The organism is Clostridium sp. KLE 1755 (genome assembly GCF_000466465.2).
Classification (GTDB): Bacteria; Bacillota; Clostridia; order Lachnospirales; family Lachnospiraceae; genus Eisenbergiella; species Eisenbergiella porci.
In genome coordinates, this window is record NZ_KE992737.1 from 41,686 (window position 1) to 58,312 (window position 16,627).

Annotated in this window: 13 protein-coding genes; 3 read left to right on the top strand and 10 right to left on the bottom strand. The window is 49.6% G+C overall.

The genetic code is table 11. The annotated features are described in order from the left end of the window. Positions 1 to 227 precede the first annotated feature (227 nt). Complete coding sequence (locus HMPREF1548_RS18985; protein ID WP_021638083.1) at positions 228 to 1,553, bottom strand: glycoside hydrolase family 3 protein; 1,326 nt, start codon at positions 1,551 to 1,553, stop codon at positions 228 to 230. A 1,117-nt stretch (positions 1,554 to 2,670) separates the two neighbouring features. Here HMPREF1548_RS18985 and HMPREF1548_RS18990 point away from each other — a divergent pair. Next, a complete protein-coding gene (locus HMPREF1548_RS18990; RefSeq protein WP_021638087.1) occupies positions 2,671 to 3,306 on the top strand; it encodes a lactate utilization protein in 636 nt (211 codons plus the stop codon). A 141-nt stretch (positions 3,307 to 3,447) separates the two neighbouring features. Here the strand turns inward: HMPREF1548_RS18990 and HMPREF1548_RS18995 are convergent, their stop codons facing one another. The 6 genes from HMPREF1548_RS18995 to glyA form a co-directional block, all read right to left on the bottom strand. Then, positions 3,448 to 4,767, bottom strand: a complete 1,320-nt coding sequence (locus HMPREF1548_RS18995) for an aspartate kinase (RefSeq protein WP_035322931.1) — start codon at positions 4,765 to 4,767, stop codon at positions 3,448 to 3,450. 95 nt (positions 4,768 to 4,862) lie between these two features. Beyond that, positions 4,863 to 6,086, bottom strand: a complete 1,224-nt coding sequence (locus HMPREF1548_RS19000) for a cofactor-independent phosphoglycerate mutase (protein WP_021638089.1) — start codon at positions 6,084 to 6,086, stop codon at positions 4,863 to 4,865. Between the two features lie 42 nt (positions 6,087 to 6,128). Further along, positions 6,129 to 7,340 (bottom strand): homoserine dehydrogenase, encoded by a 1,212-nt coding sequence (locus HMPREF1548_RS19005; protein ID WP_021638090.1) that lies wholly within the window; start codon positions 7,338 to 7,340, stop codon positions 6,129 to 6,131. A gap of 34 nt (positions 7,341 to 7,374) precedes the next feature. Then, positions 7,375 to 7,818, bottom strand: coding sequence for an ACT domain-containing protein (locus HMPREF1548_RS19010; RefSeq protein WP_025490730.1), 444 nt, complete (start codon positions 7,816 to 7,818; stop codon positions 7,375 to 7,377). Positions 7,819 to 8,017: 199 nt separating this feature from the next. Then, the gene (locus HMPREF1548_RS19015) at positions 8,018 to 8,854 is read right to left on the bottom strand and encodes a TraX family protein (protein WP_021638093.1); all 837 of its coding nucleotides are present in this window, start codon (positions 8,852 to 8,854) and stop codon (positions 8,018 to 8,020) included. A 57-nt stretch (positions 8,855 to 8,911) separates the two neighbouring features. After that, positions 8,912 to 10,150, bottom strand: a complete 1,239-nt coding sequence (glyA, locus tag HMPREF1548_RS19020) for a serine hydroxymethyltransferase (protein WP_035322934.1) — start codon at positions 10,148 to 10,150, stop codon at positions 8,912 to 8,914. A 268-nt stretch (positions 10,151 to 10,418) separates the two neighbouring features. Here glyA and HMPREF1548_RS19025 point away from each other — a divergent pair, with 268 nt between their 5' ends. Both HMPREF1548_RS19025 and HMPREF1548_RS19035 read left to right on the top strand, forming a co-directional pair. Next, entirely contained in the window at positions 10,419 to 11,396 is a 978-nt protein-coding gene (locus tag HMPREF1548_RS19025) for a diacylglycerol/lipid kinase family protein (RefSeq protein ID WP_021638095.1), read from the top strand. 254 nt (positions 11,397 to 11,650) lie between these two features. Beyond that, complete coding sequence (locus HMPREF1548_RS19035; protein WP_021638097.1) at positions 11,651 to 12,331, top strand: phosphatase PAP2 family protein; 681 nt, start codon at positions 11,651 to 11,653, stop codon at positions 12,329 to 12,331. Positions 12,332 to 12,822: 491 nt separating this feature from the next. On the opposite strand, the gene HMPREF1548_RS19040 is transcribed toward HMPREF1548_RS19035, so the two are convergent. The 3 genes from HMPREF1548_RS19040 to HMPREF1548_RS19050 all read right to left on the bottom strand — a co-directional run bounded on the left by HMPREF1548_RS19040 (position 12,823) and on the right by HMPREF1548_RS19050 (position 16,411). Continuing rightward, entirely contained in the window at positions 12,823 to 13,848 is a 1,026-nt protein-coding gene (locus tag HMPREF1548_RS19040) for a glycosyltransferase family 2 protein (protein ID WP_035322939.1), read from the bottom strand. 88 nt (positions 13,849 to 13,936) lie between these two features. After that, entirely contained in the window at positions 13,937 to 15,796 is a 1,860-nt protein-coding gene (mutY, locus tag HMPREF1548_RS19045) for an A/G-specific adenine glycosylase (RefSeq protein WP_021638100.1), read from the bottom strand. Between the two features lie 69 nt (positions 15,797 to 15,865). Further along, positions 15,866 to 16,411, bottom strand: a complete 546-nt coding sequence (locus HMPREF1548_RS19050) for a DUF1653 domain-containing protein (protein ID WP_021638101.1) — start codon at positions 16,409 to 16,411, stop codon at positions 15,866 to 15,868. Between the last annotated feature and the right edge of the window lie 216 nt (positions 16,412 to 16,627).

Sequence of the window (16,627 nt, forward strand, 5' to 3'; positions counted from 1 at the left end):
GCGCGTTACCAACTACGCCACTATCGCATTCTGACATCACTCAATATATCCTTTTGTGATGTACCTGCCCGCCTGTCCGACGGGCAAGTATTACTATACAATAAACTTAATTTGTTGTCAACTATATTTTCAAATTTTTTTATTTTTTTATTTCTGCTGTCCGGCCGGTTCCATTATTACGGCTTACGGCCTGCCGCCTGCTGCCTCAGGGCATCCGCCGCTCCGCTCTACTCCTCCAGCGTCCCCGCATACTTCACCCGGTACACTCTCTTGAGCGAGTCATTGATACGGTTTTCATCAATCGTCCCGTCCTTAACCGCCGCCACAACGCCTTCGTACGCCTTCACGAAATCCTCCGGCATAAGTATCATATCCGCGCCTGCCTTCAAAGCCTTTATTGCCGCCTCATCCGCCGCATAATATTCGGAAATGGCAGACATATTCATGGCATCTGTAATTACAATGCCGTTATAACCCAACTGTTTTCTTAAAATATCCGTAATGATCTTCTCATTCATGGACGCCGGTTCCGCATCCCCGTCCGTCAGACCCGGCGCCGAAATATGGCCTACCATCACCATATCCGTCCCGGCATCAATCCCGGCCTGGAAAGGCAGGAACTCCGCCGCCTGCATTTCTTCCAGCGTCCTGTCCGTTTTCACAGAGCCTTCATGGGAATCCCCCGACGTATTTCCATGTCCTGGGAAATGCTTGATGCAGGCGCTTATCCCCGTATCCTGCAGTCCCTGTACGGCGCTTGCAACCATCTGGGACACCACTGCCGGATCGCTGCCGAAGGCTCTGTCCCCAATCACCTTATTGTCCGGATTGGTCAATACGTCCGCTATCGGCGCAAAATCCAGATTGAAGCCATATTCTCCGAGATAAGTGCCAATTGTCTGTCCCGCCGTATATGCAGCGGATGCGTCACCGCCCGCTCCAATATCCGCCATCGGTCCCACATTGGCCAGCTTCAGCTGATCCGCCACTCTGGCGACACTGCCGCCCTCTTCATCCACTCCCAGGAAAAGAGGATAGGTCGCATAACCGGCCGTCTTGGAAAGCATTTCCTTCAGCTGTTCTGCGGACTGAATATTCTGCGCAAAATATACGAGGCCCCCTACCGGATATTTCTTCAGGGCCTCCTCCGTACCTGAACCTGCCTGAACCGCTTTAGTTACTCCGGTCAGCTGCTCCGGCGTAACTATGAACAAACCAGCCACCTTATCCTCCAGGCTCATATTGGCTACACAGGATTCCACCAGTTCCTCCAGCAGTTCTTCCTTAGATGGAACATTCTCAACCGGCGTCTCCGTCTGTGCTTCTCCTGTTTCATTCTCCGTCTGCGACTGCATCATTGCTTCCTCCTGAGCCAGAGATTCTGCCTGCGCCTGAGATTCCTCCGCCACTTTTTTCTCCTCCATGGCGCTGGCTATCGACCGGATCCCCATCACTCCGCCCGTCACGATTCCGGCCAGAATCAGCACTGCCACAATATATGATATAATCTGGTTTCTGACCCTTCTTTTTCTCCGCATATCTCTCCGGTTCATTCCAATACCCCTTTACATAACTTAACTGATTCATTCTTTGCAGCCGCCTGATTTAGAGCCGCCGAAGCAGCGCCCCGCCAGCAATATGAGAGTCCTCAGGCTTATGCGAACTCTGAATTATTATTCTTGAATTACCAACTCTGGATTTTCTGTTTTAACAGTACCACAAATAGAAGCGGGTATCAATCATTTTTCATTCTTGACACCCGCTCCTAAACTATGCTATCCAATGGCCTCTTCCTCCATTTTTCTCCTCCGCTTTTCTTTCCACTCTTCCTACTCTTTGTACTCGTGTACTGCAACGGTATTCATCTTATTTCTATGATGATTCTTCGTCACTCAAGTAAGTGTACTCGTTCTGCTTCGGTCCTTAGCATCGTCCTTAAAGTATATATTTTATTGTTCTTAAAGATTCTATTCTTTTCTCTCCCGGATTTCTTTAAAATGACGGCTCTTTTTGTTTATCTGACTGCCATCTATAATAAATTACTTCTTTCAACTAAGGATACTGTTTCCTTGGCTCTCAGAACCTTTTCTTTAAACTAAAGATGTCGGCTTATGTCGTTTCTTTAAACTAAAGATAATTTTCTTTGCTGTCAGAAATTTTCTCGTTCTCAAAAGAATCTTTTTTACAGTTACCAGCCTGTCAGATAACCACGGTTCCTTCAATCTAAAGTCCTTCTCGTGAAAGAAAATCCTTTTCTCTTATCGAACAATCTTTAAGGCTTTCCTTATTAAGTTGTGTTTCGCTGTCTGATTATTTCTTTAAAAATTTTGTTTTTAAAGATTAAAGTTTATGTTTTCGGTGGTCTGTACCTTCCTTTCCTCTATATTTTTTTGTTTCTTCCTTGTTTGTGACTTCATTATATCTGTATAAATAAGAATTGTCAATATATTTTTTGTCTTTTTTAATAAAAAATGTTATTTTTCCATTTCCAATAAAAATAAGCTTTAATTATATGTATATTGTATATAATTATATGAATTGTCTGATAATTCAATTTCTTGTTCTTCTATTCCCTATCCCCACATAAATTGACAATGCTCTTTTTACGCCTTACACTATCATTAATAACAATTGCCGCCGGTTATACGGCGGCGGAACGGAGGGTTACATATGGACAACAGACAAACAGCTTTTGCCAGGGCCTGTGAGGGGATTATCGCCAATCTGAAAAAAAGAAATATGGAAGGGTACTTTTTCGAAGACAGCGCTTCCTGCGTCAGGGCAATACTTGAGATGATGCCTGAAGGCAGCGTTGTATCCTGGGGCGGAAGCGCTTCCGTACAGGAGAGCGGGATGATGGATGCGCTGAAGCAGGGAAATTACCGGCTGATTGACCGTTCTGAAGCCAAAACACCGGAGGAACAGCGTGAAATCTATGCCCGGACCGTTATGTCCGATTACTATTTTATGAGCAGTAATGCAATTACCTATGAAGGGGAGCTTGTGAACTTTGACGGAAACGGGAACCGGGTTAGCTGCCTGATTCACGGCCCCAGGCATGTGATGCTCATTGTGGGGATGAATAAGGTGACAGCTTCCCTGGAAAGCGCCGTCCAGCGTGTCCGCACCATGGCCTGCCCGCCCAATGCCGTCCGCCTGAACCGCCAAACGCCCTGCGCAGCCACGGGGAAATGCGGAGACTGTCTGTCTCCCGATTGTTTCTGCAACCAGCTAGTTATAACAAGGCGCAGCGGCCATACAGGCCGGATTAAAGTATTCCTGGTTGCCGAGGATCTTGGGTTCTGAAAAAACTGAAACAGATGCAGAATAAATGAGCGCAGCCGCGGCATCTGAATGCCCACAGGCACAAAAAGCGTGAAATTCCGGCCGTGAGCCATGGAATTTCACGCTTTCTTCTTTTTAGACTGCCTGTATCAAATCCGTATGTTAAATCTGAACAAGCACAAACATATTATAAATCGCACGGATTGCCGTTTCAAAGTCCTCATTTCTTACGCCGATGATGATATTCAGCTCGCTGGAGCCCTGATCAATCATTTTTACGTTAACATTGGAATGGGCAAGGGCGGAAAAGATTCTGCCGGCCGTTCCTCTTGTGGATTTCATGCCGCGGCCCACAACTGCAATAAGGGCCAGATCGGATTCAATATCAATGGTATCCGGGTGGGCAAGACGGTGGATGGCGGACACCACCTTCTGCTCCTTATCCATAAATTCATCCTGATGCACGAAAACTGTCATGGTGTCGATGCCTGAAGGCACATGCTCAAAGGAAATGCCGCTGTCCTCAAAGGCCTGGAGCACCTTGCGGCCAAAGCCGATTTCCGCATTCATCATGTCTTTTTCAATATTGACGGAACAGAAGCCCCTCTTTCCTGCAATTCCCGTAATGACGAATTTGGATTTCTGGCAGGTGCTTTCCACAATCCATGTCCCGTTATCGTCCGGCGCATTGGTATTGCGGATATTGATGGGAATCCCTTCCTTTCTTACAGGGAAAATAGCGTCCTCATGGAGAACCGTTGCCCCCATATAGGAAAGCTCCCGCAGTTCCTTATAGGTGATGGTATCGATGCCTACGGGGTTGGGGATGATACGGGGATCCGCAATCAGGAAACCCGAAACATCAGTCCAGTTTTCATAAACCTCCGCATGAACAGCCTTTGCCACGATGGATCCTGTAATATCGGAACCTCCCCTGGAAAAAGTATGGACAGTTCCGTCCGGCATAGCGCCGTAAAAACCGGGAATTACCGCATACTCTTCTTTTTCCAGTCTTGCAGACATCACCTTATCCGTTTTGTACGGATCAAAATTCCCGTCCTCGTCAAAGAAAATCACTTCCGCCGCATCAATAAAAGTAAATTTCAGATAGGCCGCCATGATGATGCCGTTCAGATATTCTCCTCTGGAAGCTGCATAATCCTTTCCCGCTTTTTTCTTAAAATTATCTAAAATGACTTTGAATTCTTCCTTCAGGGACAGTTCCAGGGAAAGCCCCTTGATAATTTCCTCATATCTTGCTTCAATCGCCTTCAGCTGATCCTGAAAAGGCTGATCCTCTTGTGCGGCGGCGTAGCAGGCATACAGCATATCCGTTACCTTGGTATCCTTTTTGCTGCGTTTCCCGGGAGCGGAGGGCACCACAAATCTCCTTTCCTTGTCAGAATTGATGATATCGCCTGCCTTTACGAACTGTTCAGCGCTGGCAAGGGAGCTTCCTCCGAATTTCACAACCTTCATAATAATAACCTATCCTCACGCCTCCTGATACGGCGTTTTTTTCCTTTCTTTTTTATGCTTTGGAACCAGACCGGCGGCCGGGCGCCGGCAAGGGCTTTTTACAGATGCATCTTCTGTTTGATTTCCAGGAATTTATCCATAAGCTTATACCCTTCAGGGATAAAATTCCCACTCAGGATAGCCTCTGCTTCATTATAATTCCAGTCATTCTTCTGCGGGCTGGTACTGTCGTACAAAAGATAGGGCACGCTTTCCGCCGTATGGGTCCTTATCCTTATCGGCGTGGGATGATCCGGCATGACCAGAAGCCTGTAAGCCTCTCCGCTCCTGTCAAGGGCTTCCGTCAGCGGTCCCACCACCCTTGCATCCAGATATTCGATGGCCTGCAGCTTCTTTTCCACGCTGCCCTGGTGGCCCATCTCATCCGGCGCTTCTATATGAATATAGGCAAAATCATAACCGTCCTTTATCAGGGCGTCCACCGCCGCCTGCGTTTTTCCTTCATAATTCGTATGTAAACCGCCGGTGGCTCCTTCCACCTGCGCCACATCCATCCCCGCGCCCACGGCAATCCCCTTCAGCAGGTCAACCGCGGATATCATGATGCCCTTTTTCCCGGTTTTCTCCTGGAAGGAGGGAAGTGCGGGCCTGGTTCCCGCCCCCCAGAACCAACAGCAGTTGGCGGGATTCAACCCGTTTTTCCTGCGTTCCTTATTAATAGGATGATCCTTTAAAATCTCATAGCTTTTTTCCATCATTTCATAAAGCATTCTGTCAGCCGGCAGATAAGGGGCTATCTCCCTGCCCAGCACATCATGCGGGGGCGTCAGCTCTTCCACCTCGCCGTTCTGCCAAATCAGGCAGTGGCGGTAGCTGGTTCCCACATAAAAATGATAAGGGTCACGATCCAGCTTCTCCATCACGGCATGAAGCAGCACCGCACAATCCTCCGTACTGATTTCCCCGGAACTGTGATCCAGGATTCTCCTTTTGGAAAAAGGGATTCCCTCTTCCTCGGAAAGCGTTACTATATTACACCGCATGGCAATATCCGTATCCTGCATGGGAACCCCGATGCTCAATGCCTCCAGCGGAGAACGGCCCGAATAATATTTCCTGGGATCATAGCCGATTACCGACAGGTTCGCCGTGTCGGAGCCGGGCTTCATGCCTTCAGGTATGGTGCTTACCATACCGATTTCGGATTTTTTACTGAGCGCATCAAGCGCCGGCGTCTTTGCATACGATAAAGGGGTTTTTCCGTTCAGCCGGGAGATGGGCTCATCTGCCATCCCGTCTCCCAGCACCACCACATATTTCATTCATTCCTCGATTCCGCCGCCTGCCGCGGCCTGCCATACATTCTAGTCCTCTTCCAGGCGGATCCGGCTGATAAATCCGGGAAGCTCCGCCGACTTCTGCGCAAATTCCTTTTCCGTCATAACAGAGGTCACAAAGCCGTATTCACCGGTTATTCCCTCCGCTTCTATTTTATCCACATCTCCGAACAGCTTCTTTACCGCATCCTCTGAGCCTTCGGAAACACGTACGAAGAATTTCCGGGAAGCATCCTCCATGCTCTTAAGGGAAAGCTTTTCTTCCTCCCAGATACAGATGATGTGCTTGCGTCCGTGCTTCGCACAGTCGATCACATCGGAAACCACCGCGCTGGCGGTAGGCAGCTTTCCGGCGCCTCTTCCGTAATACATGGAGTCACCCAGGGTATTGCCCCTGATGAAAATAGCGTTAAAAACATCATTTACACTGTGCAGGGGATTCTTCTCCCCGATCATAAAGGGCGCCACCATGGCATAATATTCGCCGTCCAGCTCGCGGCTCTTGGCCAGAAGCTTGATGAATTTATTCATCTTTTTGGCATAGAGGAAATCCTCTTTTGTGATTTTCGTGATTCCTTCTGTGTAAATATCCTCGTAACGCACGGTTTTCCCGGTCATCAGGGAGGAAAGGATGGCGATTTTACGGCAGGCGTCATAGCCCTCCACATCGGCCTCGGGATTGCGTTCCGCATAGCCCTTATCCTGCGCTTCCTTCAGACAGGAATCAAAATCACTTCCCTCTTCCGCCATTTTAGTCAGTATATAATTGGTGGTTCCGTTAAGGATACCGTTAATCAGCTCAATTCGTTCTGCCGTAAGCGCTACATTCAGCGGACGGATAATGGGGATGCCGCCGCCCACGCTGGCTTCAAACAGATAGTTGCATTCATTCTCACGCGCCGTGCGGATAAGCTCGGCCCCATGATTTGCCACCAGCTCCTTATTGGAGGTGCAGACGCTCTTCCCGGCCTTCAGGGCCTGCATGGAAAAAGTAAAGGCAGGCTCGTTGCCTCCCATGGTTTCACATATAATGGATACCTCAGGGTCGTTCAGGATGATATTGTAATCATGCACTATCCTGTCTTCATAAGGATCTCCGGGAAAATCCCTCAGGTCCAGGATATATTTCACATGCAGCTCCTGTCCCGCCCTTTTGTCAATGACATCCTTGTTCGTCTCAATAACTTCAACAACACCGCTTCCTACCGTACCGTATCCCAGAACTGCTACGTTTATCATATCTCTTCCTCCGTCTTGCCACTTTTATGAAATTCTATTCCTTCGCCAATATCTTGACGTTACGGACGCCTCTTCGCTCTTCCATGGTTTCCAGCATCCTGGAAACATCTCCCGTCGTGCTGAGCACCTGGACGCTGATGCTTAAGGATGCCACGCCGTTAATGGGGATACTCTGATGGATTGTCAGAATATTCGCCCCGAAATCCGCAATTACCTTCAGCACATCCGATAAAAGCCCCGGCTCATCCTCTATTGACATGGACAACGTAATTGTGGTACCCTGTGCGGTATCATGGAACGGAAAAATATCATCCTTATATTTGTAAAAAGAGCTCCGGCTGATATCCACTCTCTCCACCGCATCCTGTATTGTCGCCGCTTTTCCTGATTCCAGCAGGCGCTTTGCCTCAACTACCTTCAGCAGGACCTCAGGCACCGCCTTCTGTTTTACTACATAATAATCGCTCGTCTTCTGCATATTCCTCATCCTGTATCCCGGGCTGTTTTCATGCCTTCAGGCCCTTATCATATCATGTCTTTCCACTGCAAACAATTGTGTGTCACCGAGAGATATTGTAGCATAGGGTTTCCGGGAAAGCAACAAAAATTTACAGGCGGATTGTACTTTTAGAAATACAATCCGCCTGACACTGCATAAATATGCATTCAATTATACGTTACAGCAAAAACAGCAGCAAAGATCTCAGCAGGAGCAAAATCAGCATATGCACCGGATAAATGAGATAAAAGAAATATTTATGCCCCTTTATATATCTTTTTCCGTTGCATAAATAGATCAGGGGGAATACGGCAATGCAGAAGCCCTCTATCCCCAGGCTGTCCACCGCATTCTCCAGGCTGCGCAGTCCCAACGGAACGCCGATGAAATAAGAGGCAAGAAAAAGCGCAGGGGACAGGATACACTGCAGGCTCCTGTCCCCGCGCAGCAAATACAGCACAACAATGAGGAAAACACCGCTGTATCCATAGTCTGTATGCAACAGTCCGGCCGCCGTCATTCCCGCCGCCACAGCAGCGGCGCTGCACAGCCCGCCAAAAACCTGTGACTTCAGCCGCTCCCGGCACTGCCTTACCGCAGCCATCGTCAGCAGCCCGGCCAGAAGCGTCCAGAACACATTCTGGTGCGCCATTGTCATTTTTCCATAAAAAAGAAGATCAAAGGGAGCCTCCGACAAAAGGGCAAACAGGAAAAGACGCAGGGCATACCTGGCCACGCTCCTTGTATGCAGAAAGCCCTGCAGCAGAAGATAGCAATATATGGGAAAGGACAGACGTCCCACAGTCCTCAGAATCTGATACGCCGCATCACAGTATTGCCAGGCCGCGCCGCCTTCAGGGATGGTGTGAACAAGGAAATACTTCAGCAGCCCGGCCCCCACATGGTCAAGAAACATGGTCACAAGCGCCAGGAGCTTAAGCGCATCCTCTGAAAACATGCCGTTTGCATCCCGCAGGTTTCTCAATACAATCCGGGTGTTTCCTTTACTTTTCATAATTACCTCAACTTAAAAATAACGGGGCATGCCGCCCCGTTATTTCTCCTCTTTTTATTACACAAGCGGATATTTGTCCGTCAATGTCTGCACAATCGCTCTCGCTTCCGGAATCTTTGCCTCGCCGCCCTTGATCACCAGTGCAATCGCTTCTGCGATCCTGTCCATATCCTCCGTATTCATGCCTCTGGAGGTAACGGCCGGCGTACCCAGACGGACGCCGCTGGTTACGAACGGGGACTTGGGATCGTTGGGGATGGTGTTCTTATTGCAGGTAATATGCGCTTCGTCAAGCAGCTTCTCCACCGCCTTGCCCGTCAGATCAACGTTGGTCAGATCCACAAGCATCAGGTGATTGTCCGTGCCGCCGGATACGATTTTGATTCCTCTGCTCATCAGCCCCTTGCACAGCGCCTGGGCATTATCAATGATTCCCTGCTGGTACACCTTAAAGTCGTCACTGAGCGCTTCCTTAAAGCATACGGCCTTTGCAGCGATTACGTGCATCAGGGGGCCTCCCTGGATCCCGGGGAAAATAGCCTTGTTAAAATTATACTTCTCCGCAGCTTCCTTATTGCAGAGGATCATGCCTCCCCTGGGTCCGCGCAGCGTCTTATGGGTTGTAGTCGTTACCACATCCGCATAGGGGATCGGGCTGGGATGAAGCCCTGCGGCAACCAGGCCCGCAATATGGGCCATATCCACCATCAGGCAGGCTCCCACTTCGTCGGCAGCTTCCCTGAAGGCTTTGAAATCTATGGTTCTTGCATAGGCGGAAGCCCCTGCAATGATCATTTTAGGCTTGCATTCTCTGGCGAGCTGTTTCATTCTGTCATAATCGATGAAGCCTTCATCATTCACGCCGTAAGGCACAATGTTGAAGTATTTTCCGGACATATTCACCGGGCTGCCGTGTGTCAGATGTCCGCCGTGATCCAGATTCATACCCATAACGGTATCTCCCGGATTCAGGACGGCAAACTGAACCGCCATGTTGGCCTGTGCACCGGAGTGGGGCTGTACATTGGCATAATCACAGCCAAACAGCTTCTTCGCACGTTCAATGGCAAGGTTCTCAACCTCGTCCACACATTCACATCCGCCGTAATATCTTTTGGCCGGATAGCCTTCCGCATACTTGTTGGTAAGCACGCTTCCCATTGCCGCCATTACAGCCTTGCTCACCCAGTTCTCGGAAGCGATCAGCTCGATATGGCTGTTCTGCCTTTCCTGCTCATCCACAATCGCCTGCGCGATTTCCGGATCTGTCTTCTTCACTTCATCCAGAGAATACATCCTTTTACCTCCTGCATAAGTATGTCCGCTACGATTCATCTGTTGCGGCGCGTTAATATATTAAATTGCGTTGGGATGATTATAGCATACATTCCATTAAATGCAAATATAAAATTATTCTTATACTTTTCTTAAGTTGCCCTTTTTCACTTTACTTGCCATTTCATTTCTGCTACAATACAACCTTAGAAAATCAGTAATAATGAGGTTACAGGACAGCCTCCGGAGGCCGGACTGTAATATTTGAGGGAAAGCCGGGGAGATTCATATGTATTCATTTTTGGTAAATCCTGCCTCCCGTTCCGGGAGAGGGCAGAAATACTGGGAACGGATAAAGCCTGTCCTTGAGGAAAGGAAGATTCCTTATCAGGTCTTTTTTTCAAAAGGCCCGGGCGACATGGTTAAGCTTTCCCGGCAGCTTACTTCTTCCCTGTCTCCGGAAGGAGAGGACGTCCACCTTGTTGTTTTGGGGGGCGACGGAACCGCAAACGAAGCGGTGCAGGGAATTGCGGATTTTTCCAGGACGCGGTTCAGCTATATCCCCACCGGCTCCAGCAACGATCTGGCCCGCGATGCAGGCATCAGCCGGAATCCCCTGGAAGCCCTGGAACGCATACTCTCCTCCGCCCGCGAACGGCGGATGGATGTGGGTTTTCTTCATTATAATACAGCATACCTGCCCGAAGCCTCCCAGCCTGCGGACGTACCGCCGGACCGCCGTTTCCTCGTAAGCTGCGGCATCGGCTTTGACGCCGGCGTATGCCAGGAAGCCATGAAGTCACGCATGAAGGATTTCCTGAATAAAGTAGGTCTGGGCAAATTAACCTATCTGGGAATCGCCCTGAAACAGCTGATGCGCTCAGGAAGAGACAGCGCTGAGCTGGTTATAGATGAAAACAGCCCTTCGGCAAAAAGCATCCGCCTCCCCGGCCTGATGTTTATCGCCTGCATGTCCCACTGTTACGAGGGCGGCGGCTTCTACTTCTGCCCCGGCGCGGATGCGGCGGACGGCATGCTGGATCTGTGTACGGTCAGCGGCGTGCCCAAATGGAAGGTGCTGCTTGTCCTTCCTACCGCTTTTCAGGGAAAGCACTATCGCTACAATGGCGTGGAGCGTTACGGCGGCCAGACCATACATATCCGCACCTCCGCTCCTTTATGGGTCCATACCGACGGCGAGGTAGCCTGCCGCTCGGACGATATTACGGTCAGCTGTTCAAAGCAGCTGCTCCGTTTCTATTATTAAACGTAGCAACTCAGGCCTGCGGGAATATTGATACAAAAGCCGGCTCATAGGACCGCTTTTCCACCTGTATTCCCATCGGATGAACATCCGATGCTTCCTGATTGGCAGAGCCATTCAGAAAGACGGCTGTCCTCCTGTCTACATAGTAACTATGAACATTAACGCTAACTGCTAATCCGATCCTCCCCGTTCTTTGTTCCGTCGGCACTGCCCACATGGAATGAACACCAGGGACCTTCAAAGAGGCGAATATTATGAAAAACATCTATGAAAAATACAAACACATTCTTCCCTTTGCATTATACTTCTTCGTATATATGACCTGGTTCTCCTGGCTGGAGCAAAGACATATATGGAAATATCAGGTAATCCATATGGCGGTTGATAACTATATTCCTTTTAACGAGGTTTTCATCATCCCTTATTTCCTGTGGTTTGTCTACGTACCGGCAGTTGTCCTGTACCTGGCTCTGCACAATAAGGATGACTATTACAGAACAGCCATCTTTCTCTGCACCGGAATGACGGTATTCCTTCTGGTCTCCACCTTTTTCCCCAACGGACACCATTTAAGGCCCGCCGTAATGCCCAGGGACAATATCTTTACCCAGATGGTCGCTTCGCTTTACAAAACGGATACCCCCACCAATCTCTGGCCAAGCATACACGTATATAACTCACTGGGCGCGCATTTCGCACTCTCCCGCTCAGAACTGGGCAGGAAAAAATGGCTGCGCAGAACCTCCGGGGTTCTCTGTGTTTCCATTATCCTGGCAACCATGTTCCTGAAGCAGCATTCCGTCTTCGACGTACTTACCGCTTTTGTCATGGCCGCAGCCATGTACGGAATCGTTTACCACTACGACGTACTCATCTACCTGAAACAATACAGAACCGCAAGACGTGCTGCAAGAGCCGCGCATAAAATCCGTTGATTTATGATTTATGAAAAAAGCTTCTATGCAAAATATTTAAAGCAAAACAATACGCGAGGCAGGTAACCGACCAGATTACCTGCCTCCTTTTTATAACCACATCCCCCATCTCCCCGCCCACTCCTAAACAACTTCCTCCACACCCCTTGCCCTTCCATCCTTTTGCCCTTCCGCCCTTTTGCCCTTCCGTCCCCACTACCCCAGCCGTGGCGGAAGAAAAAGGCCTCCCGGAGGGGATCTCCTTGCGGTCCTTTGCCGGAGGCGGTCAGGGCGCCGGGCAGGTGTTGGCAGCGGCTGCTTTTTAGACTATGGAGATGAGACTTAAAATTGTGGAAGGCTTTCCTGACACAATTTTCGCCCAAGGCTCATCGCAATGCCCAGTCTAACAGCAGCCGCTGCCAACACCTGCCCGACGCTCTGACCGCCTCCGGCAAAGGACCGCAAGGAGATCCCCTCCCCGGGAGGCCTTTTTCTTCCGCCACGGCGCCGCTCTAATTAAATTTGAAGAACCTTTGACAGAGCTTATAGCCCTCCACAGAGATCTTCCTGCCGCCCTTTCCGGGCAAATTGGTATAACTGCCCAGCAGCCCATACCGCAGCCTGAAAAAAACGAACGGATCCTTCTGCTTGATATATTTCCACAGCTCGTTTTTCTTTTCCAGATTCTCATCCGTACCGGAACAAATCAGCATAATTGACGACACCGTGGTAATGATATCCAGGTAGTTGAGCATATAATTGCGCAGCTTCTTATGCGTTGCCAGAAACTGCTTTTTGGCAGTCACATAATCCACCATGATTTTATTTACCTTCAGCTGCTGATCGATTCTCCCGATCATCACCTTTTCATTTACGGACTGATCCGCGCGGCCGATATAATACCTGTAAAAATTCACATCCATATAATACATTTTCTTCACGTACGGCAGCGGCTCAAACACGAAAAGATTGTCCACATAAAAAGTATGTTCCGGCAGCTTCAGCCCGCAGTCCTTCAGAAGCTTTGTACGGAAAATGACGGAATGCATAAGGATGTACTGTCCTTTATGGAACCGGTGCACATCATTCCATGTAAAAATCTCGTCCTCCGGGAGCACATGGCGGTAACGGATTACCTTTTTGCGCTTTTCCCCTTCTTTTTCATATACATAGTTGGCGATCAGCATATCCAGGACTTCCTCGCCGCCTGTAAGCTCCGTAAGCTTGTCAAGTATTTCCCTGTAAGCCGTATCAGAAACCCAGTCGTCGCTGTCCACCACCTTGAAATACAGCCCCGCTGCATTCTCGATGCCTGTATTTACCGCTGAGCCATGGCCTCCGTTCTCCTTGTGGATGGCTTTGACTATGGAGGGATACTTTTCCGCATATTCATCCGCAATCGTGGCTGTGGCATCTGTGGAGCCATCATCCACAATCAGGATTTCCACGTCCTCTCCGCCCGGAAGCAGGGAATCAATACATTTCCTCATATATTTTTCAGAATTATAACAGGGTACTGTTATAGACAACAGTTTCATATCTGCTCCTATCTGGCGCCTGGCGCCTGCGCGGTTTCACCCGCGATCTTTTCAGAAAGGGAGAATCTGTTTCGCTTTTGTCCCTTCCTCACTTCTTTTCTTCAAATTTATCATTTCCCAGCCGTATCTGCAGATATCCGGTATAAGCCGCATAGGCCGACGGAATGGGATATTCTTTTTCCGTCAGAGAAGGCTCAATAAACAGCAGTCCCTCCTGCGTTCCCCCTACGGGCTCCAGTTCATCCACGCGTACCGCATAGCCAATCATATCCCATTCCTTATGGGTAAAAACATGTCTGGAATCAGGAAGCTTCTGTATCCTCAGAGGATGCAGACCCTTTTCTTTAAGCAGGGCAAGTACCTCCTCCTGGCCCAGATGCCCTTCCTCCGACGGGAATTCATACATTCCGGCCAGCATTCCCTTTGCGGGCCTTTTCCTGATGGCGGCTCTCATGGCATCCTGAATGACAAGGATCGTTTTTTTCTCAATACTTCTTGCCTTCTTTGCCGCCTTTTTAGGAAATTCTGTTTCTCTGCCCTCTATGTGCGCCTTACAGGAGGATTCCCACGGACATTCCCCGCATTTCGGCGCGCCGTTGGGAATACAGACAACGGCCCCCAGCTCCATCAGCGCCTGGTTAAAATCCCCCGGCCGATCCTTTGGCATTACCGCCTTCAGATCCTCTTCCACGCTTTTTCTCACCTTATCATTGAGCATATCCCTGCCGTCCGCCCTGTATCTGGATATTACCCGCAGCACATTGCCATCCACAGCCGGCACCGCCCGTCCATATGCGATGGAAGCCACCGCTCCCGCCGTATAGCTGCCTATCCCCGGAAGCTTCAGCAGCTCTTCCCGGCTGTCCGGCATCCGGCCGCCGTATTTCGCCATAATTGCCTGCGCCGCCTTCTGCAGGTTCCTGGCACGGTTGTAATAACCAAGTCCCTCCCACAGCTTGAGCAGCTTATCCTCAGGTGCCTGCGCCAGCTCCGGTATTCCCGGAAGCGCCTCCATAAAACGCTCAAAATAGGGCTTGACGGCTTCCACTCTTGTCTGCTGGAGCATGATCTCCGAAACCCACACGCGGTAAGGCGCGGGATTCTCTCTCCAGGGAAGCACCCGCCTGTGTCCATCATACCATTTCAACAGCGGCTGCGCAATATCGCAGAGATTTTCATTTTTATCCGCTTCGCATACGGCAGGCCTGTCTGCCATACTTCGTCCTTTGGCAGTTTGAATGAAACATTCCTGCTTTTTGGCTTCGGGTTTCAGAACAACGGGGATCTCATAACTGATTTCCATGCTGTCCTGCGTCACATGACAGCCTCTGGCGTAAATAGCAACACCAGCCTCCTGCGCCCGTTCAAGCGCCTGGGCAAAAGCAGGCTGCGTTTCCCAGTTAGGCGTAAAACGGCGGATTCCTTCCATCTGTACCACGAACAGTATCCCCGCTTCATATCCGTTTTCCTTAGCCTGGATGAGTTCCTCCACATGCTTGAGGGCACGCAAAGAGGGGGCATCCGGAAACAGTGCCGTCCTTTGCGTTTCCAATGTTACCCCCTTAACCTCCAGCCACATTTTCACAGCTTCCGATTCCACATAGAAATCAAAACGGGAATTCCCGTAAGTACATTCCGGCTTTATCAGCTTTACCGGAGCCAGCAGGCCTCCTGATGCCAGCCATTCCCCGGCAGCCAGATTCGGTGCAGCCGAATCCATATTGACAAGCAGCCCGCCCTTTTCCACCGCCACCAGATCGTAGGCTGTTTTCCGTTCGGGGTTGCCGCTTTTTTCCAGATAGACTGTGACGCCCTTTTGCAGCAGTTCCCTGCATCTGCCGGTATTTTTAACGTGTACTTTTTCCTGCCTGCCGTCAATCTCCACATAAGCGATAAAACGGTTCGGCCGTTCTATAAAGGTTCCTTTCACGATATCTTTATATTTCATAAAAACAGTTATTCTCCTGACTGTTACTGCCGCTCTTTCTACTGCTGCCGCCTTTGCCCGGAAAAAATTCTATCTGAGCCTGTTGCACTCATATTTTTCCAGAGTAACGATGCAGTTCTTAAGCGTCATGTAGCGATCCTCAAGTTCCCCTTCTTCCAGCTCCAGATCCAGGGAAACCGCCATGGTATTGAGCATATCGTCCGTGATACGGCTGTGCAACCCCACCAGAATATTCAGCTTATCCTCATAGGTATCAGCATCCAGGAACTCTACCAGCATTGGATCCAGATTAAGTTCTTCTTCTGCCTCTTCAGGAGAATCCTCCGCACATGCCTTTGGCGATCCGGTTTCTCCAACCGGCGCTCCAGACGGCTTATCCATAATCTGGGGCACAAGGGTGAAACGGTATTTTGCCTGTACCTGAGGATACTTTTCGTGATCAACCTCGCTGACAAACATGGAAAGAGGTCTTACAAATACCTGAAAATCACCATACAGGGCCTGATACACAACCATAGCCTCTCCGGTCTCCGAATGCGTGGCAAGCGTGACTACACGATAGAGATTTCCTTTAAAATGCTGATAAATTTCATTTGGTTCGGGGATTCTGTCCATTTCACTTCTCCCATCTGCTTATACAGCTCCGCCCTTAATGACAGACGGATTCATTAAAAACAGCCGGTCCCTTATCCGGCGGCCGGCATCGATTATGCTTTATTATACCCCAAAACCTGTGTTCTGTCATTCCCCAATTGCCGGGGATTCAGGAAATTCATTACAGCTGTCACAGTCCAGATAACTGAAACATGCCCGCAGTCCGCACATCTCTTA

What these genes read in the sequence shown, in the direction of transcription:
- HMPREF1548_RS18985 (WP_021638083.1), bottom strand. Translation starts at nt 1,553, where the DNA reads ATGAACCGGAGAGATATGCGGAGAAAAAGAAGGGTCAGAAACCAGATT.
- HMPREF1548_RS18990 (WP_021638087.1), top strand. Translation starts at nt 2,671, where the DNA reads ATGGACAACAGACAAACAGCTTTTGCCAGGGCCTGTGAGGGGATTATC.
- HMPREF1548_RS19000 (WP_021638089.1), bottom strand. Translation starts at nt 6,086, where the DNA reads ATGAAATATGTGGTGGTGCTGGGAGACGGGATGGCAGATGAGCCCATC.
- HMPREF1548_RS19005 (WP_021638090.1), bottom strand. Translation starts at nt 7,340, where the DNA reads ATGATAAACGTAGCAGTTCTGGGATACGGTACGGTAGGAAGCGGTGTT.
- HMPREF1548_RS19010 (WP_025490730.1), bottom strand. Translation starts at nt 7,818, where the DNA reads ATGCAGAAGACGAGCGATTATTATGTAGTAAAACAGAAGGCGGTGCCT.
- HMPREF1548_RS19015 (WP_021638093.1), bottom strand. Translation starts at nt 8,854, where the DNA reads ATGAAAAGTAAAGGAAACACCCGGATTGTATTGAGAAACCTGCGGGAT.
- glyA (WP_035322934.1), bottom strand. Translation starts at nt 10,150, where the DNA reads ATGTATTCTCTGGATGAAGTGAAGAAGACAGATCCGGAAATCGCGCAG.
- HMPREF1548_RS19025 (WP_021638095.1), top strand. Translation starts at nt 10,419, where the DNA reads ATGTATTCATTTTTGGTAAATCCTGCCTCCCGTTCCGGGAGAGGGCAG.
- HMPREF1548_RS19035 (WP_021638097.1), top strand. Translation starts at nt 11,651, where the DNA reads ATGAAAAACATCTATGAAAAATACAAACACATTCTTCCCTTTGCATTA.
- HMPREF1548_RS19040 (WP_035322939.1), bottom strand. Translation starts at nt 13,848, where the DNA reads ATGAAACTGTTGTCTATAACAGTACCCTGTTATAATTCTGAAAAATAT.
- mutY (WP_021638100.1), bottom strand. Translation starts at nt 15,796, where the DNA reads ATGAAATATAAAGATATCGTGAAAGGAACCTTTATAGAACGGCCGAAC.
- HMPREF1548_RS19050 (WP_021638101.1), bottom strand. Translation starts at nt 16,411, where the DNA reads ATGGACAGAATCCCCGAACCAAATGAAATTTATCAGCATTTTAAAGGA.